The organism is Streptomyces mirabilis, assembly GCF_039503195.1.
GTDB classification, from domain to species: Bacteria; Actinomycetota; Actinomycetes; order Streptomycetales; family Streptomycetaceae; genus Streptomyces; species Streptomyces mirabilis_D.
Map to the genome: position 1 here is coordinate 4,456,121 of NZ_JBCJKP010000001.1, position 24,190 is coordinate 4,480,310.

Below are 24,190 nucleotides of genomic sequence, written 5' to 3' on the forward strand. Positions count from 1 at the left end.
GGCGTTCGGGTAACCCGGGGTTCTTCGGCGCGGGTGGGTGGGGTGCAGGTGAGGTCGTTGCCTGTCCGCGGGCCGGTGGGGGCTGTGCGCGCAGTTCCCCGCGCCCCTGGGGCGGGGCTTCGCCCCGCATCCCCGGCCCGCCCGGAGCCGCCCCCTGTCCCTCCGCCACCCGCCGCCGCGGGGCCTCAGCTCTTTTCGAAGCGGAAGCCGACTCCTCGTACCGTCGCGATGTAGCGGGGGTTCGCCGCGTCGTCGCCGAGCTTCTTGCGGAGCCACGAGATGTGCATGTCGAGGGTCTTGGTGGACGACCACCACGTGGTGTCCCAGACCTCGCGCATCAGCTGGTCACGCGTGACGACCCGGCCGGCATCGCGGACGAGGACCCGCAGCAGGTCGAACTCCTTCGCCGTGAGCTGGAGTTCCTCGTCACCCATCCAGGCCCGGTGCGACTCGACGTCGATGCGCACCCCGTGCGTGGCGGGCGGCTGCTGCGGCTCCGCGGCGCCGCGCCGCAGGAGGGCCCGGACACGGGCGAGCAGTTCGGCAAGGCGGAAGGGCTTGGTGACGTAGTCGTCGGCGCCCGCGTCGAGACCGACGACGGTGTCCACCTCGTCGGCGCGCGCGGTCAGGATGAGGATGGGGACGGTGTGGCCTTCGGCACGGAGGCGGCGGGCCACTTCGAGGCCGTCCATACCGGGCAGGCCCAGGTCCAGGACGACCAGGTCGACGCCGCCCTGCATTCCGGCGTCGAGCGCGGTGGGTCCGTCCTCGCGCACTTCGACCTCGTAACCCTCCCGGCGCAGGGCGCGGGCCAATGGCTCCGAGATGGACGCGTCGTCCTCGGCGAGCAGTACACGGGTCATGGGGTGATGGTAGTCCGCCGCGGACAGCGCCTGTGGTGTGATCGCCAACCGTAATTCTTACCTGGGGCCTTACGGTTTCTTGCCTGCGGCTGTGGGAAGCGATCTTGCCTGACACCTTCGAATAGGTGTCCGTGGTTCCATTATTACCTGTGATCCATGTCTCAAGTCCTTCCATATGCCGCATTGGGATGTCGTATGGTGACCAGACGCCTGTAGCACCACTAGGGGACCTTTGGCGCGTACTTGACGCTGAAGGTCTCTTTCATGTGCGGGCTGGTGTTCGCCAGCCTTGAAAGGAATGACCTGTGGCCGGGCCCAGCGCATCACTGCGCGATGGGCGTGGATCCCGGTGGTCGCCGTCCACCGCTTCGCAATCCGGAGCGGACTCCCCGTGGGCGTGGGGAAGGACGGTCGAATCCCGCCGGTGCCGGCCGCCCCCACCGGGCGCGTAACGCTCAAGCAGCGCGTCCCGACCAGCAAGGAACGACCATGGCGTCCAGCCTGACGAAGGACTCGGTGACTCCGGGCACCCCCGGTTCCGAGAGGACCTTCTTCGGCCACCCCCGCGGACTGGCCACTCTCTTCATGACCGAGATGTGGGAGCGATTCTCCTACTACGGCATGAAGGCTCTGCTCCCGCTGTACCTGGTGGCACCGGGCGGCCTGCACCTGAGCGCGGCCACCGCGACCGCGATCTACTCGGTGTACCTGTCGCTGGTGTACCTGCTCGCCCTGCCGGGTGGCTGGTTCGCCGACCGTGTCCTCGGCCCCCGCAAGACGGTCGCCGTCGCGGGCGTCATCATCATGCTGGGCCACCTCACGCTGGCCCTGCCGTCGTCCGGCACGTTCTACGGCGGCCTCGGACTCGTCGCGATCGGCTCCGGTCTGCTGAAGGCCAACATCTCCACGATGGTCGGTCACCTCTACGACGGTCCGGACGACCCGCGCCGTGACGGTGGCTTCACGCTCTTCTACATCGGCATCAACGTCGGCGCCTTCGCCGCTCCGCTGGTCATCGGCACCGTCGGCGAGAACGTCAACTGGCACCTGGGCTTCGCGCTCGCCGCGCTCGGCATGGCGCTGGGTCTGGCCCAGTACCTGCTCGGCGGCCGTCACCTGAACCCGCGCTCGCACGAGGTCCCCACGCCGCTGTCGGCCGCGGAGAAGGCCGCGACGCTGCGCAAGTCCGCGCTGTGGGCGGCCGTCGCGGTGGTCTTCTACTGCATCGTCGGCTTCTCGGGTCACTACACCCTGAACTGGCTGCTGGTCCCGATCACCATCGCCGGTCTGATCATCCCGGTCATGGTCATCGCGCGCATCAAGCGGGACAAGGACCTCGACCGCGCCGAGCAGTCGAAGATGTCCGCGTACATCTGGTTCTTCGTCGCCGCGGCCGTCTTCTGGATGATCTACGACCAGGGCGGCTCGACCATGTCGATCTTCGCCGACTCCTCCGCCGAGAACACGATCTTCGGCTGGGAGTTCCCGGTCTCCTGGTACCAGTCCGTCAACCCGGTCATGATCATGGCGCTCGCGCCGGTGTTCGCCTGGGCGTGGCTGGCGCTGAACAAGCGCGGCAAGGAGCCGAGCACGGCGACCAAGTTCGCTTCGGGTCTGATCCTGATCGGTGCCTCGTTCTTCCTGTTCCTTGCGCCGCTGACGATCGCCGAGGGTGGTCACAAGGCGGCCGCGATGTGGCTGGTCGCGATCTACTTCGTGCAGACCGTCGGTGAGCTGACGCTCTCGCCGGTCGGCCTCTCCGTCACCACGAAGATGGCTCCCGCGAAGTACGCCTCCCAGATGATGGGTGTCTGGTTCCTGGCCGTCACCGCCGGTGACGCCACGACGGGTCTGCTGTCCATCGCCAACGTCGACCTCAACAAGACGGGCATCGTCGCCCTGGAGGCCACGCTCGCCGTGATCGCCGGTGTCGCGGTCTGGATGTACCGCAAGAAGGTCAAGGTCCTGATGGGCGACGTCCACTGACGCACGCCTGAACCTGGCGTTCCACCGAAGGGTCGCTGCACCGAAGGGTGCGGCGACCCTTCGGGTTTCCCGGCGACCTTCGGTATTCACTTGGGGGGCGCACGGCCCGCGCGGTCGCCTACGTCCGGGCCAACCTCTGCGTCGAGCACTGAGCCTCAGGCGCCGGGCAGCTCGTCACGTCGTACGGCCGTGACGAAGGACGCCCAGGCCGCCGCCGGGAGTACGAGGGCGGGCCCGTGGGGGTTCTTGGAGTCGCGGACGGGGACGAGCGGGCTGGGGGTGGGGAGGTTGTCGACGACTTCGAGGCACTGGCCGCCGTCCGGGTTGCTGTAGCTGCTCTTGCGCCATGTCACGGCTGTCAGGTCGACGGATCGCATGGTGCTTCCTCCAGCATCTGCCCGATGAACTTCCGCGACTCGGCCGGGGACAGCGCCAGGTCGCGCATCGAATCGTACGCACGTTGCAGACGCTCAACCTCCCTGTTTTCTTCGACCAGTTCGCCGTGGTAGGCGGTTTCGGTGTAGGCCACTGTCTGGCCGTCGAGCAGCCTCAGGAACATCACGTCGGTGCTCACCAAGCCGTGCAGGCCGGAACCCTGGGGCAGTACCTGAAGCGTGATGTTCGGGCGCTCTGTCATCTCCGCTAGGTGTTCGAGCTGCTCCTTCCACGCCGTGGCGTCCCGCAACGGCGTGCGCAGCACAGCCTCGGACAGGATGGTGCGGAACGGCGGCGCGTCCAACCAAGGAGTGAGCCCCAATGACCACCACGCCCCTCCCCCGACTCCCCCGCCGCACCCGTACCCACGGCACCACCTCCTCCCCCTGGACCCCGCCCGGCGGCTGGGCGCGTCCGACCCCCGCGGCGCTGCGGGCGATCGAGGCGGCGCTCGCGCAGTGGTCGGCGTGACCGCGCGTACGGCAGTGGCGGCGCCCAGGCCCCCGTCCGGCGCCGGCTGCGACGTGTGCGCGGCGCTGCTCGCCCAGCGGACGGCCGCGAGGGAGGCCGGCCGCACGGGCGAGGTCGCCGAATGCGACCGGGAGTTGCGGGCGCACGGCGGACACGGAGAGGGGCGTACGCCATGACCGGGCCGACGTACGACGTGAGCCGCTCCCCCGTTCCCGTCGACGGTTGCGAGGCCTGCCGGGAGTTCGACGCGCGGCGCCACGCGGCGCGCACGGTGTTCGACCACAGCGCGGTGAGCGACGCGAACGTGCGGATGCGGGCGCATCTGCGGCAGGAGCACGGCGGGTGAGGAGGAGACGGCGGACCCCGCTCGACGACGCGTTCTGGAGCGGGGTCCTCACGCTGTTCAGCATGTCCGTGCTGCTTGCGGTGCTCTTCGTCGGGGGACGGAGCTGAGCGCGTACCTCCGGTGGGGAGCCGGTCCAGTCTCGTGCCGTGCCCCGACGCCGAACCCGCACCCCAGGGTCCCGGTCAAGCGGACCTCGGGGTGCGGACGGTGCGAGGGGGGGCGTCAGCGCACGCGGCGGTGCGGCAGGAAGGTGAAGACCGCTCCGCCGAGCAGGATCGCCGTGCCGGCCACGAAGCCGAGTGCCCGAAGCCCGCCGTGGTCGTTCGCGCCGGTCTCGGCCAAGCCTCCGCCGGAAGACGACGACGAGGACGAGGACGACCCGGAGGACGACCCGGAGCCCGACGTCGTCGCGCCGGAGACGCCGCCCGCCTGCTTCTGGACGTCAAGCTCCAGTGAGACGGCGGTCTTTGTCGCCTTGCAGGGAATCGTGATCGGGTCGGATCCGGCACTCAGCGTCACGACGATCGTCAGATCACCTGGGCTGAGCGTGGCCTTGCCGTTCGCTCCGGGCTTGTACGTACCCGTCATATCGCCGAGCGAGACCGGGTCGCCCGTGTTGAGGGCGTCCTTGTTGGCAGGGCCCTCGACCTTGAGCGAGCCGCTGTCATCGCCGCCGACCGTGATCACCATGGAGGGCTTCAGCGCGCCCGCGGGCAGCGGGGCGGGGCTGTTCATCACGCCCTTGGCGGTCTTCACCGTGAGGTCGTAACTCCCGCCGTTCTTCTTGGCGTTGATCGTCGCCGAGGAGTCGATCTTGGCGGGGCCGGGCGAGGCGCAGGCGAACGACGTGGTCACGGTCTTGCCGGCGAAGTCGGTCTGACCGCCATCGCCGCCGGAGGTCGAACCACCGGAGCTCGAACCACCGGACGTCGTGCCACCGGACGTCGTGCCACCGGACGTCGTGCCACCCGACGTCGTGGATCCCCCCGAAGTCGTGCCGCCGGTGTCACCACCGGTCGTCGTGCCTCCGGAGGTGGTCGTCCCGCCGGAGGTCGAGCCGCCCGAGGTCGTCGAACCGCCCTCGGCGGCCGTCACCTTGATGGTGGCAGCGGCCGGCACCGCCTCCTGGGGCGTGCACTTGGTGTCCGTCGAGTAGGCGGTGATGGTGTACGCGTCCGGGGTCAACGTGACATCACCCGCCGTCGTCAGCTTGACCTTGCCCGTCATGTCGGACAGCACCATGTCGCCGCCCTTGGGAATCTCCGGGTTCTTCTGCGGCCCCTCCATCGCGATGTCCGCGGTCTGCGCACCGGACGCCTTGAGCGTTCCCGTGGGCTTGACCGAGTCCTTCGGCAGGACGATGAGGTCCGGATTCTTGGACGCCGCCTGGACGAACTTCCACACGACCTGGATCTCGTCGCCCACCTTCGCCGTCGCCGGTGCGGTGATCTCCACCTTGGTGGTGCCCTCGACGGGGCCCAGGCCGGAGGCCGCGGGCGGTACGCACTCCGTCTTGTACGACACCTCGGCGGCCTGCGCCGGGACCGCGGCCACTCCCAACAGGATGCCCGCGCCGCCGAGCATCAGCGCCATCCCGGCCGCACTCGTTCTGCGGCCTCCGGGCACAACTCTCCGTCGCATGCTCACGTGTTCCCCTTCGTCGTCGGACCGGTGTCGTGCGGTGCGGAGAGCTGACCGTTCGCCGCGGTCCCCGGAACGTTGTCCGGCGTGAACCAGGGCAGGGTCGGGTTCATGACGGTGCCGGGTGGCACGGGTGTGGCCGCGGACGCGCTCGCTCCGGGCACACGGGACGGGCTCGCCTTGGCCATGCGGAACGGGACCGGCCTCGGCACACGGGAGGCGAGTTCGGGCAGGCGCAGGCCCCGATGGCGCCCCGCCCGCCCCGCCGACCTGCGCGGGCGCACCCGGTCCACCACGGCCATCCCGACCCGGAAGACCGCGGCCGGCACCACCACGGCGAGCAGGATCCAGAAGAGGGTCACCCCCCAGGGACGGCCCACCCCCCAGGGCTGCTCGGCGAGGACCTTGCCGCCGTACCGCAGCGAGACCGTGTAGTCGCCGTGCGCCCCGGCCGCGAGCTCGACCGGCAGCTTGATCTGCGCCTTCTTGCCGGGTGCGATCGTGCCGCGCCAGTCCTGTTCCTCCCACTGCGGCGCGAACACGCCGTGGGAGGTGCCGATCTGGAAGACGGGGTCCTTGACGGCGGCGGTGCCGATGTTGCCGACGGTGAAGACGAGCCCGCGGGAGGGCGGCGCGCCGAACCAGGTCAGCAGCCCGCTCGTCCCGTCGAGGCGGGTGTCGGTGAGCACCGAGAGCCGCCCCCGCCCACCTCCTTGGGCAGTGGTTCGACCGAGTGCCCGGCGACCATGAAGATCGCGTCGGCCTCCGCCTTCTCCCCCGTGACCGTGGCGACGTGCACCACGCACGGGCACGGCTGGGGCGGCTCGGTGACCGGCAGTTCCTTGCTGAAGTGGCCCTGCGCGTCGGTGGTGACGGCCCGGCCGTCGGCGTTGGCGCAGGAGTTGGTGCCGCCGATCACCCCCCGGGACGGCACGGCCTGCCCGCAGATCAGCATCATCAGCAGGGTCTTCGGCCGCCATCCGTTGCCGGTCACGGTGATCGAACCGCCCGTCCCCGCCTCGGACCTGGACAGACTCACGCCGGGTTTCCCGGCCGCGGACGCCGGGGACACCGGTCCCGCCAGCGGGGCCAGGACGAGCGCGAGCGCCGCCACCAGCGCCGACATCCGCGCCTTGCCGCTCAGGACTCCGCTCACGACACCGCTCCCGTCCACTCGACTTCCGTACGCGGCCGTTCACTCGTCCCGTCGTCCGTCGTACGACGCCTGTGACGTCGTACGCCCCACCGGGCACCCAGCGCCGCGAGCGCCGCCCCGGTGGTGGCCACGAGCGCGCCCCACGGCACGAACCGCACCGACGCGGACGCCGTGGCGCGTGCCCCGCCCGCCGCCGTCACCGTCAGCCGTACGTCGACCGCGTCCAGCGTCGGGGGGTCGCGCCAGGGCTCGGTGAGCGTGACGCGGCGGCCGGGCAGCAGGTCGAGGGGCAGGGTGCGCGGGGCACGGTCCAGGGCCCGGCCGAGGACGCCGTCGGCGCGTACCGCGAGTTTCGGGGTGAGCACGGTGTTGCCACGGTTGACCAGCTCGTACGAGATGCGCCCGCCGTGCACGGCGACGTGCTCGACGGTGAGCGCCGACACCGCGGGACCGCCGACCCGCAGCTGGACCCGGACCGCCGAGGACCGGCCGCCGGCGCCCGCCACGACCGCGCCGGGGTGGTCGCCGGGCGTCGCGCCCGCCGGAACGCTCACGGTGAACGGCACGTCGGCCCGGGTGTGCGCGGGCACCCGCAGCGAGAGCGTGCGCACCGGGACCCGGCGGCCGCCCCGGTCTCCCGCGAAGGCGATCCACGCGCCCGTGTCCGTAGACTTCCCGGCGGCGCGCACGGTGAGGTCGCCGTCCGCGGTGTTGTCGGCGTCCGCGCCGCGCAGCCGCACGGTCACGGGCCGTGCGCCCGGGTTGAGCACGGACACGGAGTCCTGCAGCACCGTGCCGGGCGCGCCCTCCGCGTAGACGTACGGCCGCCCGCCCGGCGCGCTCGCGGACGGCGCGAGGGACCAGCCGTCGTCGGCCGCGGCCACCGGGGCGGCGGCCGACAGCAGCACGGCGACGGCACAGCGGAGGAAGGGGGCGGACGGCATCGGCGGCTCCTGCTGGTCGTACGGTCGTACCGTCGTACGGAGGCGCGGCGGCCCTCAGCGGCGGGTCGTCTGATGCCTGCGGGTCAGCCACAGCGTGCCCGCCGCGCCCGCGAGCAGCACCGTGCCGCCGAACGTGCCGAGGGCGATCGCCGAGTCGGCGGGGCCGGTCTGCGGGAGCCGGCCGCCGGAGTCGGTGCCGGTCGAGCCGCCCGAGCTGCTGGATCCGCTGGATCCGCCGCTTCCAGAGCCACCGCCCGCCGCCGTGACGTCGAGGGTCAGCGACGGCCCGGGGTTGTTCGTGGGGGTGCAGGTGGTCGTCGTGCCGAGCGCCTTGATCGTGAGCACGCCCGCGGTGAAGGTGACCTTGCCGGTCTTCTCCGGCGTGTACGTACCCGACAAGTCACTGATTTTGATGGGGGTGTTGGCGGGGATCGCGGCCGCGTTGGCGGGGCCGCTCACGGCCACCGTGCCGCTGTCCGCGCCGCCCACCTTGATCACGGCGCTCGGGCTCATCGCGCCCTTGCCGAGCTCCACCGGGCTGGACGAGACGCCCTTCTGCCAGGACATGGTGAGTTTGTAGCCGTTGCCGCTCTTGACGCTCTTGATGTCGATGGGCGAGACGGCGCTCTTGTCGCCGATCGGCGTCTTGCACTGGTAGTTGACGTTCACCACGCTGGCCTCGGCGACGGGGGCGGCCATCAGCACCGCCGAGCCGGCCAGGGCCGCGGCGAACGCGAGCGCGGCGGTTCGTTTCTGGTACGTCCGGTACGACACCTCGGGGCCTCATTCCTGACGGAACATCAGATCGGCCGTCAAGGTACGCCCGGTGCCTTGTGGAGGGAAGACAAAGTGCGCGCCGGATCCGAGGAGATCCGGCGCGCGTTCGGCCACGTACGAAGAAGGGTTCGAACCGCGGGTAACCCGAGGTGGGAGTCGCACCCGGGATCGGGTGGGGCTACGCGGGCGCCCCGAGTTCCGCCCACACCGTCTTGCCGGTGGCCCCCGGAGTGCGCACGACTCCCCAGTCCAGACACAGCCGCTGCACGATGAACATGCCGTGGCCGCCGGGGCGGCCGGCGCGGTGCGGGGTGCGCGGGGCGGGCTGGCCCGCGCCACGGTCGGAGACCTCGACGCGCAACACCTTGTTGTCGCAGGAGATCCGGAGCTCGTCCGGGCCCTCGGCATGCAGGCAGGCGTTGGTGACGAGTTCGGAGACGACCAGCAGGACGTCCTCGGCGGCTGCCCGCCGGTCGGCGCTCTCGGCGGGCAGCCAGCCCCACGCGTGCAGCGCCTGGCGCGCGAAGTCGCGGGCCAGCGGCACGACGCCGCTCTCGCCGTCGAAGCTCAGTCTGCGGGCCTGACGCCCCCCGGACGGGACGGCCAGGCCGCCGCCCCCAGGCGCCCCGGAAGCGCCGCCGTCGCCCGACTCCGGGCCGCGGTCGCCCGGCGAGTAAGGCCGGGTGGTGCTCATCAGCGCTTCACCTCACCGATTCACCAGTTTCACGATTCAAGACTCAGTACTCACCATGTGGTACGCACCGCGCGCGCTTCCGCACTCAGGGCGTTCCGGACGAATATCTACGATGATCACCTACGACGTTCCCACCGATTGCTGCCGACATAGTCAGGATGTCTCCTGCCCGACCGATCCGTCGGAACACCCCCTTTGGGCGACGGGGATCGTGTGACGCCGGCGATGCGGCGACCACAGGGGGGACTCCGGGGCATGCCGAGGCGGGGCCGCGACCGCCCCGGCTAGTCGGCCAGGGCCGCATCGAGCGTCTCGTGGACGGTGAAGACGGCCTCGGCCCCGGTGATCTCGAAGACCCGGGCCACCACCGGCAACATCCCCGCCAGGTGGACTCCGCCCCCCGCGGCCTCGGCCTTCAGCCGGGCGCCGAGCAGCACGTTCAGCCCGGTGGAGTCGCAGAACTCCAGTCGCGAGCAGTCCACAACCAGTCGCGAGTGCCCCTTGTCAAGGCAGTCCTCGAGTGGCTCACGCAACAATTCAGCCGTGTGGTGATCCAACTCACCCGCGGGGGTCACGACGGCGCTTGAGCCCTCTTCCCGCACCTCGACTAGAAGCCGGCCCGACTGTGCGCTGCCGACCGTCTGGCGGTCCATGCCGTCTCTCTCCCGAGCGTCGCGACTGCTGATGTACGCACTCGAACACTACGCCTTCCTCACGATCCCCGACACCCGAACAACCCCCCGAAAATGGACATTTCGGCACGCAACGCACTTGCGGGCGGCGCGCGAAAGCGGGTAGGGCTAGTAGCGACACCTATTCGACCCGGCCGGCTTCGGAGGCGCCGCACACCGCAGTGCACGCATTGGCATCGGCGGCCATATGCCGAGAACGATGGAGGACACCATGTCACCCCGGCTCGACGCATCGCAGACCCAGACGGCGACGTCGACACCTTCTCTGGAACGCCCGGAGCGTCTCGACGAACCCGGAACCAGCGGACTCGACGGACTCGACGGACTTCCCGAGATCCCCCCGTACGACGAGGTGGGACCGGTGGACGCACGGGCCCTGTCCAAGACCCTCTTCAAGCGGCTGGAGTCCCTCGAAGAAGGCACCCACGACTACTCGTACGTGCGCAACACGCTGGTCGAGCTCAACCTCGCGCTGGTCAAGTTCGCCGCCTCCCGCTTCCGCTCCCGCAGCGAGCCTATGGAGGACATCATCCAGGTCGGCACGATCGGCCTGATCAAGGCGATCGACCGCTTCGAACTGAGCCGCGGGGTCGAGTTCCCCACCTTCGCGATGCCAACCATCATCGGCGAGATCAAGCGCTTCTTCCGCGACACCTCCTGGTCCGTGCGTGTACCGCGCCGACTGCAGGAACTCCGTCTCGACCTGGCCAAGGCGGGCGACGAACTCGCCCAGCAGCTCGACCGGGCGCCCACGGTGGGCGAGTTGGCGGAGCGCCTGGGCATCTCCAACGACGAGGTCGTCGAGGGCATGGCCGCCTCGAACGCCTACACGGCCAGTTCGCTGGACGCCCAGCCCGAGGAGGACGACTCCGAAGGCGCGCTCGCGGACCGCATCGGCTACGAGGACCACGACCTCGAGGGCATCGAGTACGTGGAGTCCCTCAAGCCCCTGATCGCCGAACTCCCCTCGCGCGACCGGCAGATCCTCTCGCTGCGCTTCGTCGCCAACATGACCCAGTCCGAGATCGGTGACGAGCTCGGGATCTCGCAGATGCACGTGTCGCGGCTGCTGTCGCGGACGCTGGTGCGCCTGCGGAAGGGACTGACGGTCGAGGAGTGACACTCGGGGAGTGACGGTCGGAGAGTGAGGCTCCCCGCCCCCTCCGGCGTCTCTTCTCAGCTGAGAGCGGTCCGGCGCCGACGGCGCCGGGCCGCTTTTTCTCGCGTCTCCTTCCTCCCTCTTTCCTCAAAGGGCCACTCCCGTCACTATGAGCACTCCAAACTGGCTGGTATGTGAGGAGGCCGGCAGATGGCTCAGGACGACGCGGGCGCGTCCGACACGCGGCTCACCGAACTGCTGAGCGCCGACACCCCCAGCGCGTATCCGGCCCTCCAGGAGCTCCGCGAGCGGCACCGCCTGTCCGTCCTCGCCTACGCGCGCCTGTGCACCCGCAGCGAGTCGGCCGCGCGGCAGCTCGCGGCGCAGGCGTTCACCCTGGCGGCCCAGGAAACGGCGCGCGGCTCGAACCCGAGCGTCCCCTGGCGCCACCGGCTCCTGCTGCTGGCGGGGCGGGTGGCCGCCTCCTGGGCGAGGGACGAACGGGCCGCGGGGCTCGACCCCGGTCTGCTCCTCGTGTTGAGCGCGGCCGGCCCCGGCGGGCCCGTGCCGCCCATGCTCGCCCCGTTCCGGTCCCTCCCGTCCCGCACCCAGGGCCTGCTCTGGTACGGGGTCGTGGAAGAGGAAGCCGCCGACCGGGCGGCCGTCCTGCTCGGCCTCACCCGTGAGGACGTGACGTACGGCGCGCAGCCCGCGCTGCACGCCCTGGGCCAGGCCTGTCTGAGGTCCCGGCTCGCCGCCTCCGACGACCCGCGCTGCGGGGACTTCCGACGGCTGATCGAGGAGTCGCTACGGCCGGACAACCCCCGTTCCAGCCCCGATCTGCACGCCCACATGGCGCACTGCGCGCACTGCACGACGGCGTACGAGGAGCTGTCCGCCCTGCGCGACCATCCGCGCACCGCCCTGGCCGAGGGACTGCTGCCGTGGTCGGGCACGGCGTACGTCATGAGCGAGGCGGGCGAACCCCGGCCCGGCGTCCCCGCCTCGTCGGGGCCCTGGCCGCCGTCCCGCCGTTTCGTCCTCACCTCGGCGGCGGCCCTCGGCGTCGCCCTGGTGCCGCTGCTGTTCGTCGTGCTGTCGTCGGGCGGCTCGCCGTCCCAGAACACGGCGGGCTCGGTCACCACCCCGTCGAGCGTGCCGCAGGTGACGGTGACGGCGACCGTCTCGGCGACCCCCTCGCCCCCGGCCCCGCTGCCGTCCGCGACCAGCGAGTCCCCTTCCCCGACGCGGAGCCCCTCCCCGTCGAGATCGGCCAGTGCGACGCCGTCCCCCACGCCCGCCCCGGCCCACCCGCCGGGCAGCGACTACGCACAGGTCGTGAACCTCGCCTCGGGCCTGTGCCTGGACATCCGGGACGGTGATCTGACACAGGGCACGGACGTCGTCACGGCCCCCTGCACCTCGGCCCGCACCCAGCGGTGGCGGGTCGACTCCGGGCGCGGCGTCCTGCAGTCGTACGCCGACTCCGACTTCTGTCTGGACAGCCGCGGCTCCGTCGACAACGGCGTCGGGATCTGGGACTGCGGCTCGATCGACGGCAGCCACGGCCAGAACCTGAGGTTCACCGTGGACGACGACGGCGTGATCCGCCCGGCCATCGCCGTCGAGACCGCGGTCACGCCGAGCGACGGCGACAGCCTGTCCCTGCTGCCGCTCGACGGGGGCACGAGTCAGCGGTGGCGGGCGGGGGCCTCGTGACCCCCGCGTCCTGACCCCGGCCTCGCGGCCTCGGACTCGTGACCCCGGCGTCAGACCTCGCGCGCGCCGCGCCGCCAGACGCCGGTGACCAGCGGTACACCCGGCCGGTAGGCGAGGTGGACGTGGCTGGGCGCGTCCAGGAGGGCGAGGTCGGCGCGGGCGCCGACGGTGAGGCGGCCGATGTCCGTGCGGCGCAGGGCCGCCGCGCCGCCCGCCGTGGCCGACCAGAGCGCCTCGTCCGGGGTCATCCCCATGTCCCGTACCGCCAGCGCGATGCAGAACGGGACGGAGGAGGTGAAGGACGAGCCCGGGTTGCAGTCGGTGGAGAGGGCGACGGTCACGCCCGCGTCCAGGAGGCGGCGGGCGTCCGGCCACTCGGCGCGGGTGGAGAACTCGGCGCCGGGGAGCAGGGTCGCGACCGTGCGGCCGTTCGCCAGGGCCTCGACGTCCGCGTCCGTGAGGTGGGTGCAGTGGTCGGCGCTCGCCGCGTCGAGTTCGACGGCGAGCTGGACGCCGGGGCCGTACGAGAGCTGGTTGGCGTGGACGCGCGGGTGCAGGCCCTTCGCCTTGCCCGCCGTGAGGATCGCGCGGGCCTGGTCGCCGTCGAAGGCGCCCTTCTCGCAGAAGACGTCGATCCAACGGGCGTACGGGGCGCAGGCGTCGAGCATCTCGCCGGTCACCAGGGCCACGTACGCGGCCGGGTCGTCGGCGTAGTCCGGGGAGACGATGTGCGCGCCGAGGTAGGTGACCTCGTCGGTGTGCGCCGCCGCGATGCGCAGCGCCCTGGCCTCGTCCTCGACGGTGAGGCCGTAGCCCGACTTGGTCTCGAAGGTGGTGGTGCCCTGGCGCAGCGCCTCGTGGAGGTAGTGCGTGAGGTTGCGCTCCAGGTCCTCGTCACTGGCGGCGCGGGTGGCGGCGACGGTGGTGCGGATGCCGCCCGCAGTGTAGCCGCGGCCCGACATGCGGGCGTTGAACTCCTGGGTGCGGTCGCCCGCGAAGACGAGGTGCGAGTGGGAGTCCACGAAGCCCGGAATCACGGCCCGGCCACCGGCGTCGACCCGGTTGTCAGTGGCGGGTGCTTTTCTTGAGTCACCGGTCCACGCGATGCGGTCGCCTTCGATGACGACGGCCGCGTCCTGGATCAGACCGAGGGGGGATCCGTCGCCGAGGGAGGGATCGTTGGTGACCAGACTGGCGATGTTGGTGATGACGGTGGTCGTGCCGGTGATGCTGCTCATGGCGTCCTCGTGGGGGCGGAGTTCGGCGGTCGTCTCTAGGCGCGCAGGGCTTCGACTGCCTGCGCGAGGGCCTGCGGCACCTCGGGAACAAGGGCGTGCGCCCCGTCGCGTACGACGTGCCGGCCGCCCACGACCGTGTGCCGTACGTCGGCCGCCGTCGCCGCGAATACGGCCGTCTCGGCGCCCAGGCGCGGCACCGGTCCCGCTGTTCTGACCGAGTCGAGGGCGATCGTCGTGAAGTCGGCGAGCGCGCCCGCTTCGAGGGTGCCCGCGTCCTGCCAGCCGAGGGCCGCGTGGCCGTCGGCGGAGGCGGCGCGCAGCAGGGCGGCCGCCGTCCAGTGACCGCGGGTGCGGGTGCGCAGGCGCTCGTTCAGCTCCATCGCGCGGGCCTCTTCGAGGAGGTCGATGACGGCGTGGCTGTCGGAGCCGAGGGAGAGGGGCGAGCCGGCTCGCTGGAGGGCGGCGGCGGGGCCGATGCCGTCCGCCAGGTCCCGTTCCGTCGTCGGGCACATGCACGTGCCCGTCCGGGAGTCGCCCAGCAGCGCGATGTCCTCGTCCGTGAGGTGCGTGTTGTGGACGCCGGTCGTGCGGGAGCCGAGCACGCCGTGGTCGGCGAGCAGCCGCGTCGGGGTGCACCCGTGGGCGGCCTGGCAGGCGTCGTTCTCCGCCGTCTGCTCCGACAGATGCACGTGCAGCGGGGCCTGCCGCTCCTCGGCCCAGCGCGCTACCGTCGCCAGCTGTCCGGCGGGCACGGCCCGTACGGAGTGGATGGCCGCACCGATCCGTGCGTGATCACGGTCCTTGAGAAGTGAAGAGCGTTCCGCCCAGGCCTCCGCGCTGCCGTCGGAGAAGCGGCGCTGGTGGGGGTTGGGCGGCTGTCCGAAGCCGGAGGACACGTAGGCCGTGTCGAGGAGGGTGATCCGGATGCCGGCCTCGTCCGCGGCCGCGACGAGCGCCTCGCCCATCGCGTTCGGGTCGGCGTAGGGGGTACCGCCGGGGGTGTGGTGCACGTAGTGGAACTCGCCGACGGCCGTGACGCCCGCGAGCGCCATCTCCGCGTACACGGCGCGGGCGAGCGCGTGGTAGGTGTCCGGGGTCAGCCTGTCCGCGAAGGAGTACATGATCTCGCGCCAGGTCCAGAAGGTGCCGGAGCCGACCTGGACGGTGCCGCGCAGGGCGCGGTGGAAGGCGTGCGAGTGGGCGTTGGCGAGGCCGGGGAGGGTGAGTCCGCGGAGGATCTCGGCGCCGGGGGGCGGGGTGGCGGTGTTCTCGCGGACGGCGGTGATCCGCCCGTCCGTCACGTCCAGGGCCACGCCCGGCTCGACGTGGGTGTCGAGCCAGGCGTGTTCAAGCCAGTACGTCTGCGTCACCTGCAGGCCAGCCCTTCGAGTACGTCGGCGAGTGCGGTCACCCCGGCCACGCAGTCGTCCTCGGCGGCGTACTCGGCCGGGGAGTGCGAGACACCCGTGGGGTTGCGTACGAACAGCATGGCGGTCGGGACGGTCCCGGAGAGGATTCCGGCGTCGTGTCCGGCGCCCGTGCCCAGGACGGGAACCGTGAGTCCCGCGGCCCCTTCCCCGTCCTTGCCCAGGATGCGGGCCAGCTCGTCGCGCAGGGCGTGCTCGAACTCGACGACGGGGGTGAACGACTCGCGGACGACGTCGAGTTCGACGCCCTGGGCCTCCGCGTACTCGCGGGCGGCCTTCTCGACGCCGGTGACGACCGTGTCGAGGGTCGCCTGGTCGGCGGCGCGGGAGTCGAGCCAGCCGCGCACGAGGGAGGGGATGGCGTTCACGCCGTTCGGCTCGACGGAGATCTTGCCGAAGGTGGCGACGGCACCGGCGAGTTGGGCCTCCCGGCGGGCGGCGAGCACGGTCTCGGCGTACGACAGCATCGGGTCGCGGCGGTCGACGAGCCGGGTGGTGCCCGCGTGGTTGGCCTCGCCCCGGAAGTCGAAGCGCCAGCGGCCGTGCGGCCAGATGGCGCTGGCGATGCCGACCTGGTCGCCGCTGAGGTCGAGGGCGCGGCCCTGCTCGACGTGCAGTTCGACGAAGGCGCCGATGCGGGCGAGGCGCTCGGGGTCGGGACCGATGGTGTCGGGGTCGTATCCGGCGCGCTCCATGGCCTGCGGGAGCGTGATGCCGTCGCCGTCGGTCAGCCGGTGGGCCTGCTCGACGGTGAGCTGTCCGGCGGCCAGCCGGGAGCCGACGCAGGCGAGTCCGAAGCGGGCGCCCTCCTCGTCGCCGAAGTTGACGATGGCGAGGGGACGGGTGAACTCGGCCTTCCTGGCGCGCAGTTCGTCCAGGGCGGCGAAGGACGACACGACGCCGAGGGGCCCGTCGAAGGCCCCGCCGTCGGGCACGGAGTCCAGGTGGGACCCGGTGACGACGGCGTCGCCCTCGGCGGGGTCACCGAGCCAGGCCCACTGGTTGCCGTTGCGGTCCAGCTCGTAGCGCAGCCCGCGGGACTCGGCCTGAGCCCGGAACCAGGCCCGGCAGTCGGCGTCGGCCCCGGTCCAGGCGAAGCGGCGGTAGCCGCCGGAGGCGGAGCTGCGGCCGATCGGCAGCAGCTCCGCCCACATGCTGTGGAAGGTCACGCGGCGCCGCCCTCGTCACCTTCGCGCATCGGGATGCGCACACCGCGCTCCTGGGCGACGGACTCGGCGATGTCGTAGCCGGCGTCGACGTGCCGGATGACGCCCATGCCGGGGTCGTTGGTGAGCACGCGGCGGATCTTCTCGCCGGCCAGCTTGGTGCCGTCGGCGACGGACACCTGCCCGGCGTGGATGGAGCGGCCCATGCCGACGCCGCCGCCGTGGTGGATGGAGACCCAGGAGGCGCCGGAGGCGACGTTCACCATGGCGTTGAGCAGCGGCCAGTCGGCGATCGCGTCGGAGCCGTCGAGCATGGCCTCGGTCTCGCGGTACGGGGAGGCGACGGAGCCGCAGTCGAGGTGGTCGCGGCCGATGGCCAGGGGCGCGGCGAGTTCGCCGGACGCCACCATGTCGTTGAAGCGCTCGCCGGCCTTGTCGCGCTCGCCGTAGCCGAGCCAGCAGATACGGGCGGGCAGGCCCTGGAAGTGGACGCGCTCGCCGGCCAGCTTGATCCAGCGGTGCAGGGACTCGTTCTCCGGGAAGAGGTCGAGGATCGCCTTGTCGGTCTTGGCGATGTCGGACGCCTCGCCGGAGAGGGCCGCCCAGCGGAAGGGGCCCTTGCCCTCGGAGAAGAGGGGGCGGATGTAGGCGGGGACGAAGCCGGGGAAGGCGAACGCCCGCTCGTACCCGGCGAGCTGGGCCTCGCCGCGGATCGAGTTGCCGTAGTCGAAGACCTCGGCGCCGGCGTCCATGAAGCCGACCATCGCCTCGACGTGCTTGGCCATGGACTCACGGGCGCGGGTGGTGAAGCCCGCCGGGTCCTTGGCGGCCGCGTCGGCCATGTCGTCGAAGTCGATGCCGATGGGGAGGTAGGCCAGCGGGTCGTGGGCCGAGGTCTGGTCGGTCACGATGTCGATGGGGGCGCTCTCGGCGAGCATGCGGGGCAGCAGCTCGGCGGCGTTGCCCAGGAGGCCGATGGAGAGCGGCTTGCGCTGGTCGCGGGCCTCGACGGCGAGCTGGAGGGCGTGCTCCAGGGAGTCTGCCTTCACGTCCAGGTAGCGGTGCTCGATGCGGCGCTCGATGGCGCGCGGGTCGACGTCGATGCAGATCGCGACACCGTCGTTCATCGTCACGGCGAGCGGCTGGGCGCCGCCCATGCCGCCGAGGCCCGCGGTCAGGGTGATGGTGCCCGCGAGCGTGCCGTTGAACTTCTTGGCGGCGACGGCGGCGAAGGTCTCGTAGGTGCCCTGGAGGATGCCCTGGGTGCCGATGTAGATCCAGGAGCCGGCGGTCATCTGGCCGTACATGGTGAGGCCGAGGGCCTCCAGACGGCGGAACTCCTCCCAGTTGGCCCAGTCGCCGACCAGGTTGGAGTTGGCGATGAGGACGCGCGGGGCCCACTCGTGGGTCTGCATCACGCCGACGGGACGGCCGGACTGGACGAGCATCGTCTCGTCCTGCTTGAGGGTCCGCAGCGTGCGGACCATGGCGTCGAAGGAGCGCCAGTCGCGGGCGGCCTTGCCGGTGCCGCCGTAGACGACGAGCTTGTCGGGGTGCTCGGCGACCTCGGGGTCGAGGTTGTTCTGCAGCATCCGCAGGGCGGCTTCCTGCTGCCATCCCAGGGCACTCAGTTCCGTACCGCGCGGCGCTCGGACGGGGCGGGGTCCTGACATGGTCTGCCTCCTAGCGGACTGTTGCAGTAGATATTCACATCCTGACTTCTTGAATAGAGCTAGTCAATAGATGAGTGGGCCAGCGGGGGCGTGGCGCGGATGTTTGGCTGGGATGTATGGGCACAGACAGGGACACGACGGAGGATTCAGTGAGCGACGGGGCAGCGGGGACCAGGGTGCCTTCGACGGGGACGCCGTCGACCGGGACGTCTTCAGCGGCGGCGCCTTCGGGTGGGGCTTCGACCGGCGGAGCGCCTTCGGGTGGGGCTTCGACCGGCGGAGCGCCTTCGGGTCAGGCGCCCACGGCGGGCGAGTCCGGCTCCGACCGCGGGGCGCGACGCGACGATGCCGTCCGGGCCGCCGTGGAGCATGGACTGCTGGGGTCCGAGGCCCCCATCATCGCCCTCCTCGACGTTCCCGGCATCAAGGCCTCGGTGGCGGAGCTGCGGGCCGCCTTCGACGCGGTGACGGCGCCGGGCACACCCGTGCTGCACGCCTTCGCGGTGAAGGCGACCCCGCTGGTGCCCGTACTGCGGCTGCTGCACGAGCACGGCATCGGCGCGGAGGTCGCGAGCCCCGGTGAGCTCGCCCTCGCACGGGCGGCCGGAGTGCCGCCCTCCGAGACCGTGCTCGACTCACCCGCCAAGACGATCGCCGAGCTGCGCGAGGCGCTGGCGCTGGGCATCGCCGTCAACGTGGACAATCCGCAGGAGCTGGACCGCATCGACGGCCTGGTGGGGGACCTGCCCGACCGGCCGAACGGCGGTCCCGCTGGGTCCCCGCCCCCCGCTCCCCCATCGGAATCCGGGTGAACCCGCAGGTCGGCGGGGGTTCCATCGAGGCGTTGTCGACGGCGACGGCGACCTCGAAGTTCGGGGTCGCGCTGCGCGACGAGGGTGCCCGGGAGTGGATCGTCCAGGCGTACGCCGACCGTCCGTGGCTGACCCGGCTGCACGCGCACACCGGATCACAGGGCATCCCGCTCTCGCTGATGGCGCGGGGGATCACGGAGACGTACGCGCTCGCCGAGGAGATCAACCGGCGTGTCGGGCGGCGGCAGATCGACACACTCGACATCGGCGGCGGACTGCCGGTCAACTTCGGCTCCGACGTCACGACCCCGACGTACGCGCAGTACGCACGGCTGCTCGCCGAGGCGGTGCCGGGACTCTTCGACGGGCGGTACGGGCTGGTCACCGAGTTCGGGCGGTCACTGCTGGCCAAGCACGGGACGGTGGTCGCGCGGGTCGAGTACGCGAAGTCCGCCGGGGGTCGGCCGGTCGCGGTGACGCACGCCGGGGTGCAGATCGCGACGCGTACGGTGTACGCGCCCGGGTCCTGGCCGCTGCGGATCGCCGCGTACGACGCGTTGGGGCGCCCCAAGGCGGGTCCGGACGTCGTCCAGGACATCGCGGGGCCCGCCTGTTTCGCCGGCGACCTGCTCGCCGAGGGGCGCGCGCTCCCGCTGCTCGAACAGGGTGACTACGCGGCGGCGTTGGACACGGGCGCGTACTACTTCGCCCACCATTACGCGTACAACTCCCTGGCCCGGCCCGGCGTTTACGGCTTCGCGTCGGTCGAGGGCGGCAACGGCAACGGGGGTGGGGACGTGCGGTTCGCGGTCGTACGGGAGCCGCAGGGCGTGGAGGAGATCGTCGCGGAGTCGGGCGGCACGCGGCCGACGGCACTCACGGCGCTGTAGCCCCCGGCACCCGACGCCTAGCACCTGGCACCTGGCACCTGGCACCTGGCACCTGGCACCCCGAAATAGAACACGGCGTGCGCGGCCTCGTCGCGCACCCCCGCGGACCTGCGAACGCCCCCTGGCGCGCCATCGCAACGCCCTGACCGCCATCCGAACAGCTTCAAGAGGACTGAAAATATGGTCAGTTGACCCACCTTAGTCACCGCGCGCATGTTCCACAGGAAAATGCCAGATCGCTCACCCGTCGCGCACACGTTGCGTAACTTCGGCGTCACTCGGCCGAACCCTTTGGCGGGAGGGGATACGTGGTGCCCGGAATCGACGAGTGCCTACTGGAAGCCATGCGACTGCCCGGTGCCCGGGGCGCCGCGGTGGTCGACTGGACCAGCGGGCTGGCCCTGGGCACGGTCGGGGACGCCCCGGGGGGTGACCACGAGACGACCGCGGCGGAGGCGGCCGAGCTCGCCCGGCTCGCCGCGGAGCACAAGGCGTTCGCCCCGTCCGACGGGTCCGACTGGTCCGAGCAGGAGACCCCGGTCGAGGACCTGATCGTCAGCAACCGTGACAGTTACCACCTGCTGCGGTTCGTCAGAACCACGTTCGACAGCAGCGTGTTCCTGCATCTGTGGCTGGACCGGGCTGACGGCAATCTCGCGCTGGCCCGGATCCGGCTCGGCGAGATGGCCGGACGGCTGGTACTGGGATGACGACGGTCAGAACACCGCCCGCACTCGAACGCGCCGTGCACAGGGACAGCGGCCAGGACCACGACCGCGACAACGACAACGACAACGACAGCAACAACGGCAGCAACAACGCCAACGACAGGGCGGCGGCCCCCGTCGGCCTCTCGCCCATGCTCAGCCGACTCGCCGCCGAGCGGGCCACCGGAGTGCTGGTGCGCGAGCGCGGGGTGCTCTACCTCTGTGACGGAGAGGTCGTGCACGCCGAGAGCCCCGCCACCCCCTCGCTCGACGTGCTGCTCACCGCCCGCGGAGTGCTGGCGGCCGAGTCCTGGCGGGAGGCGGTCGCCGAGGCCGGGGCGCGGCGACGGGTCGGGCGATTCCTGGTCGAGCGCGGGCGGATCGCCGAGGGCGCGCTGGAGCTGTGCCATCTCGGGGCGCTGTACGACGCGGCGTACTTCGTGCTGGGGCCGAGCAGCACTCCGGCCCGGTTCCGGTACGGGGCCGCGCACTGGCTCGGCCCCGTGCGTCCCGTGCCCGTGGCCGCGGTGGAGCGTGAGACGCTGCGCCGCCGCCAGCTGCTGCACCGGGTCTGGCCCGACCCGGCGACGGACACCGCCCCGTTGGCACGCGCCCGGCGCGCCGCCGAACCGTCGGTCCCCCTGCGCCAGTGGGCCGTACTCGGCCGGGTGGACGGTCTGCGGACGGCGTCGGACATCTCGCTCGCCCTGGGGCGGCCCGCGTTCCACACCCTCGTCGACGTCCGCCGGCTGGCCGCGGCCGGGCTCGTCACGGCGGCGAACGCGCCCGAGCGTGCGCCGTTGCCCAAGGTGCTCACCCAGTCTTCCGCCGATCCCGACGTCGCGTTGTTGCGCCGGCTCCGAGACGCGCTGGAGGCCCTGTGATCCGCGCGCTGCGACAGCGTGCCGAGAGGAGACTGCTGATGGCGGCGGAACCCGAAGTCCTCGACGAGCTGCACCGGTTGAGGGCCCGCGTGCCCCAGTTGACCGGTGCGCTGGCGGCCAGCGTCGACGGACTCGTCCTCGCCCACGACACACCCGGAGTGGAACCCGAGGGCGTGGCCGCGCTCACCGCGGCCGCGCTGGGGGTGGCCGTGCGGATGGCGGACGCCACCGGGCAGGGCGAGTTCCGCGAGCTGTTGGTGCGCGGCGTCGACGGCTATGTCGCGACGTACGCGGCGGGCGGCTCCGCCGTGCTGACGCTGCTGGCCCAGGACCGGGTCAACGTCGGCCGGCTGCATCTGGAGGGGCGCCGTTCCGGTACCCGGATCGGCGAGCTCGTGGAGGCCGCGACGGCGCGCGGCGAACCGGTCGCCCCGGCGCGGGCTCCCGCGCGGCAGGCCTCCATGCCGACGCGCACCCGTACGGCGCGCGGCACTCCCCGAACGCCCTCGACCCCCACCCCCAACACCCCTACCGCATCGGAAAGCTGACCGAAAAGTCGGACCGCAACGTCGGACCGAAGGTCGGGCCGAAGAGTCGGACCGAAAAGTCGGACCGACAAGCCGAAAGGAAGAACCACACCATGACCAACACCGAAACCGCGCTGAAGGAAGCACTCGCCTCGATCGAGGGCGCGACCGGAGCCGCCCTCGTCGACTACACCAGCGGAATGGCGCTGGGCACGATCGGCGGCAGCAAGGGCTTCGACCTCACCGTGGCGGCGGCGGGCAACACCGACGTCGTCCGCGCCAAGATCCGCACCATGGAGCACCTCGGACTGAAGGGCGAGATCGAGGACATCCTGATCACGCTGTCCGACCAGTACCACCTGATCCGGCTGATCAAGGGGCGCGGCGGCAACGGGCTCTTCCTGTACCTGGTGCTCGACGCCAAACGGTCCAACCTGGCGATGGCCCGGCACCAGCTGAAGAGGATCGAGGCGGACCTCGAGGTGTAGCGACCCCCTGTCGCCGCCTCGGGTCAGCGGCGTCGCGCTCCGCCGGGCGCGGCGTCGCCGGCCGCCACTCCGGTGGCCCGGCAGGCCTTGACCGGCTTTCCGGCGGGAGCCCCGGCACGTCGGCCGAGCCAGTCGACGCGCACCCAGATCAGCGCCTCCTCGGCGCGTTCCCGGCGCCCGAGCCAGCCGGCCTTGAGCCACAGCCCGACGCCCGCACCGGCGAGCAGCATGCCACCCGCGGCGGGCACCGCGAAGGAGCTGCCGAGCGCGGCCACGAAGGCGAGCAGCAGCCACCAGCGGTGGCCCCGGCGCCAGTTGCGTACCGTCACGGCCCGATCCTGGAGCACGTCCTGCTTGCTCGCGCGTGCGGCCGAGCGGACGAGCGCGGCGTACCGCTTCCTGCGGGTGTACGCCACCACGACGGCCGCGAGGATGAACAGCGCGGCCCCGGCCATGACCCCGATCCGGCGTCCGGTCAGCCCCGGCAACAGCACCCCGATACCGGCCGCGAACACCCCGAACCACCACAGCGGTGCCGCCCCCGCTCTCACCACGACGGCCACCCGAGCCAGCCCCTGCCCTCCGCGCGCCACGTTCTCCGCCTCCCGTGCTTGCGTCTTCAGCGTCTTTGGGCGCGCACGCTAACGAGCGAAGGTGAGACGAGTCTGAGAAGCGGGGCCACTCCACCGAATCGTGACTACTCCACGAACAGGCCTCTGGCCGCCGCCCGCGCGTCGAACTCCTCCAGCCGCGTCTGGGCGTCCGGGATGTCGTCGCACATCGCCTCCAGCAGGACGCGCCCGAGGAGCATCGGGGAGCAGGCCGTGTCGAAGGCGAGCCCGGTGCCGACGGCGGCGGGCAGGAGGAGGTCCGAGACCTTGGCGACCGGCGCGAACGCGGAGTCCGCGACCGTCACCACCGTCAGCCCGGCCTCCTTGGCGTAGGCGAGCGAGTCCACGACCTCGCGCGGGTGGCGGGGCAGCGCGAAGCAGAGCAGGGCGGTGGCTCCGGCGTGGACGGCCGCGTCGATGCGGTCGTGCAGCATGGTGCCGCCCTCGTGCAGCAGCCGTACGTCCGGGTGGACCTTGGCGGCGAAGTACGCGAAGCCGTACGCCTGGGAGGCGGCGGCGCGCAGCCCGAGCACCGGGAGCGGACGGGAGGCGGCGAGCAGCCGTCCCGCACGCTGCACCGGGCGCGGGTCGGCGAGCACCTCGGCGAGGTGCTTGAGGTTCTCGATCTCGGCCTCGACGGCCTGCTGGTACTCGTTGTACGAGCCCGGAGCCGCCGTCTGTTCGCTGGGCGCGACCTCGCGCAGGTGCTTGCGCAGCGCCGGGTAGCCGTCGAAGCCGAGCGCGACCGCGAAGCGGGTGACGGAGGGCTGGCTGACCCCGGCGAGTTCGGCGAGTTCGACGCTGGAGAGGAACGGCACGTCGGCGGCGCTGCGCACCATGCTGTGCGCGATGCGCCGTTGGGTGGGCGTCAGCCGGTGCCCCTCGAAGAGCGCCTGCAGGCGCCCGGCGGGACTGTCCATCACGCTCTCGTCGGCATTCAGGCC

At 71.8% G+C, this 24,190-nt stretch carries 23 protein-coding genes and 3 pseudogenes; 11 read left to right on the forward strand and 15 right to left on the reverse strand.

Annotated features, from left to right (window positions below; translation table 11 throughout):
* Positions 1-185: 185 nt before the first annotated feature.
* Entirely contained in the window at positions 186-863 is a 678-nt protein-coding gene (locus tag AAFF41_RS20585) for a response regulator transcription factor (RefSeq protein WP_018566970.1), read from the reverse strand.
* 489 nt (positions 864-1,352) lie between these two features.
* Here AAFF41_RS20585 and AAFF41_RS20590 point away from each other — a divergent pair, with 489 nt between their 5' ends.
* On the forward strand, positions 1,353-2,849 hold the full coding sequence (locus AAFF41_RS20590; protein ID WP_054236884.1) for an oligopeptide:H+ symporter: 1,497 nt from the start codon (positions 1,353-1,355) through the stop codon (positions 2,847-2,849).
* 155 nt (positions 2,850-3,004) lie between these two features.
* On the opposite strand, the gene AAFF41_RS20595 is transcribed toward AAFF41_RS20590, so the two are convergent.
* Both AAFF41_RS20595 and AAFF41_RS20600 read right to left on the reverse strand, forming a co-directional pair.
* Positions 3,005-3,226: a DUF397 domain-containing protein gene (locus tag AAFF41_RS20595; protein ID WP_343324390.1), complete on the reverse strand. Its 222-nt coding sequence runs from the start codon at positions 3,224-3,226 to the stop codon at positions 3,005-3,007.
* Positions 3,208-3,585: pseudogene (locus AAFF41_RS20600) on the reverse strand (DUF5753 domain-containing protein); the annotation flags it as partial. The gene AAFF41_RS20595 and the pseudogene AAFF41_RS20600, both read right to left, overlap by 19 nt.
* 20 nt (positions 3,586-3,605) lie before the next feature.
* Here AAFF41_RS20600 and AAFF41_RS20605 point away from each other — a divergent pair.
* Genes AAFF41_RS20605 through AAFF41_RS20615 form a run of 3 tightly spaced genes read left to right on the forward strand, consistent with a single transcriptional unit; the run spans position 3,606 to position 4,101 of the window.
* Positions 3,606-3,755, forward strand: coding sequence for a hypothetical protein (locus AAFF41_RS20605; protein WP_343324391.1), 150 nt, complete (start codon positions 3,606-3,608; stop codon positions 3,753-3,755).
* Complete coding sequence (locus tag AAFF41_RS20610; protein WP_343324392.1) at positions 3,752-3,931, forward strand: CysS/YqeB C-terminal domain-containing protein; 180 nt, start codon at positions 3,752-3,754, stop codon at positions 3,929-3,931. The genes AAFF41_RS20605 and AAFF41_RS20610 overlap by 4 nt, the downstream gene beginning before the upstream one ends.
* A complete protein-coding gene (locus tag AAFF41_RS20615) occupies positions 3,928-4,101 on the forward strand; it encodes a hypothetical protein (protein WP_319748905.1) in 174 nt (57 codons plus the stop codon). Before AAFF41_RS20610 ends, AAFF41_RS20615 begins: the two co-directional genes overlap by 4 nt.
* A gap of 222 nt (positions 4,102-4,323) precedes the next feature.
* Here the strand turns inward: AAFF41_RS20615 and AAFF41_RS20620 are convergent, their stop codons facing one another.
* The 6 genes and pseudogenes from AAFF41_RS20620 to AAFF41_RS20645 form a co-directional block, all read right to left on the reverse strand.
* Positions 4,324-5,742, reverse strand: a complete 1,419-nt coding sequence (locus tag AAFF41_RS20620; protein ID WP_343324393.1) for a hypothetical protein — start codon at positions 5,740-5,742, stop codon at positions 4,324-4,326.
* Between the two features lie 2 nt (positions 5,743-5,744).
* Positions 5,745-6,868, reverse strand: a pseudogene (locus tag AAFF41_RS20625) (hypothetical protein).
* Positions 6,869-6,894: 26 nt separating this feature from the next.
* A complete protein-coding gene (locus AAFF41_RS20630) occupies positions 6,895-7,842 on the reverse strand; it encodes a COG1470 family protein (protein WP_343324394.1) in 948 nt (315 codons plus the stop codon).
* Between the two features lie 54 nt (positions 7,843-7,896).
* Positions 7,897-8,616, reverse strand: coding sequence for an LPXTG cell wall anchor domain-containing protein (locus AAFF41_RS20635; RefSeq protein WP_343324395.1), 720 nt, complete (start codon positions 8,614-8,616; stop codon positions 7,897-7,899).
* 181 nt (positions 8,617-8,797) lie between these two features.
* Entirely contained in the window at positions 8,798-9,313 is a 516-nt protein-coding gene (locus AAFF41_RS20640; RefSeq protein WP_319748909.1) for an ATP-binding protein, read from the reverse strand.
* A 284-nt stretch (positions 9,314-9,597) separates the two neighbouring features.
* Positions 9,598-9,966 (reverse strand): STAS domain-containing protein, encoded by a 369-nt coding sequence (locus AAFF41_RS20645; RefSeq protein WP_054236877.1) that lies wholly within the window; start codon positions 9,964-9,966, stop codon positions 9,598-9,600.
* 250 nt (positions 9,967-10,216) lie between these two features.
* On the opposite strand from AAFF41_RS20645, the gene AAFF41_RS20650 reads away from it, so the two are divergent.
* Entirely contained in the window at positions 10,217-11,125 is a 909-nt protein-coding gene (locus tag AAFF41_RS20650) for an RNA polymerase sigma factor SigF (protein WP_319749055.1), read from the forward strand.
* Between the two features lie 189 nt (positions 11,126-11,314).
* Entirely contained in the window at positions 11,315-12,823 is a 1,509-nt protein-coding gene (locus AAFF41_RS20655) for an RICIN domain-containing protein (RefSeq protein WP_319748910.1), read from the forward strand.
* Between the two features lie 50 nt (positions 12,824-12,873).
* On the opposite strand, the gene hutI is transcribed toward AAFF41_RS20655, so the two are convergent.
* The 4 genes from hutI to hutU are packed head-to-tail and all read right to left on the reverse strand — an operon-like array spanning position 12,874 to position 18,327.
* The gene (gene hutI / locus AAFF41_RS20660; protein ID WP_319748911.1) at positions 12,874-14,061 is read right to left on the reverse strand and encodes an imidazolonepropionase; all 1,188 of its coding nucleotides are present in this window, start codon (positions 14,059-14,061) and stop codon (positions 12,874-12,876) included.
* Between the two features lie 35 nt (positions 14,062-14,096).
* Positions 14,097-15,437, reverse strand: coding sequence for a formimidoylglutamate deiminase (locus tag AAFF41_RS20665; RefSeq protein WP_388407106.1), 1,341 nt, complete (start codon positions 15,435-15,437; stop codon positions 14,097-14,099).
* A complete protein-coding gene (locus AAFF41_RS20670; protein WP_143601861.1) occupies positions 15,428-16,657 on the reverse strand; it encodes an allantoate amidohydrolase in 1,230 nt (409 codons plus the stop codon). The genes AAFF41_RS20665 and AAFF41_RS20670 overlap by 10 nt, the downstream gene beginning before the upstream one ends.
* Positions 16,654-18,327, reverse strand: coding sequence for a urocanate hydratase (gene hutU / locus AAFF41_RS20675; protein ID WP_060901824.1), 1,674 nt, complete (start codon positions 18,325-18,327; stop codon positions 16,654-16,656). Before hutU ends, AAFF41_RS20670 begins: the two co-directional genes overlap by 4 nt.
* A 362-nt stretch (positions 18,328-18,689) precedes the next feature.
* Here hutU and AAFF41_RS20680 point away from each other — a divergent pair.
* The 5 genes and pseudogenes from AAFF41_RS20680 to AAFF41_RS20700 all read left to right on the forward strand — a co-directional run bounded on the left by AAFF41_RS20680 (position 18,690) and on the right by AAFF41_RS20700 (position 22,635).
* A pseudogene (locus tag AAFF41_RS20680) lies at positions 18,690-20,029 on the forward strand (type III PLP-dependent enzyme domain-containing protein).
* A gap of 311 nt (positions 20,030-20,340) precedes the next feature.
* Entirely contained in the window at positions 20,341-20,739 is a 399-nt protein-coding gene (locus AAFF41_RS20685) for a hypothetical protein (protein ID WP_054236907.1), read from the forward strand.
* Between the two features lie 149 nt (positions 20,740-20,888).
* Positions 20,889-21,620, forward strand: a complete 732-nt coding sequence (locus AAFF41_RS20690; protein WP_067376518.1) for a hypothetical protein — start codon at positions 20,889-20,891, stop codon at positions 21,618-21,620.
* 38 nt (positions 21,621-21,658) lie between these two features.
* Positions 21,659-22,168, forward strand: coding sequence for a roadblock/LC7 domain-containing protein (locus tag AAFF41_RS20695; RefSeq protein WP_319748914.1), 510 nt, complete (start codon positions 21,659-21,661; stop codon positions 22,166-22,168).
* Positions 22,169-22,260: 92 nt separating this feature from the next.
* Positions 22,261-22,635, forward strand: coding sequence for a roadblock/LC7 domain-containing protein (locus tag AAFF41_RS20700; RefSeq protein ID WP_054231414.1), 375 nt, complete (start codon positions 22,261-22,263; stop codon positions 22,633-22,635).
* A 23-nt stretch (positions 22,636-22,658) separates the two neighbouring features.
* Here the strand turns inward: AAFF41_RS20700 and AAFF41_RS20705 are convergent, their stop codons facing one another.
* Positions 22,659-23,228, reverse strand: a complete 570-nt coding sequence (locus AAFF41_RS20705; protein WP_099941738.1) for a hypothetical protein — start codon at positions 23,226-23,228, stop codon at positions 22,659-22,661.
* A 104-nt stretch (positions 23,229-23,332) separates the two neighbouring features.
* A complete protein-coding gene (locus AAFF41_RS20710) occupies positions 23,333-24,166 on the reverse strand; it encodes a MurR/RpiR family transcriptional regulator (protein ID WP_319749056.1) in 834 nt (277 codons plus the stop codon).
* Positions 24,167-24,190: the final 24 nt, after the last annotated feature.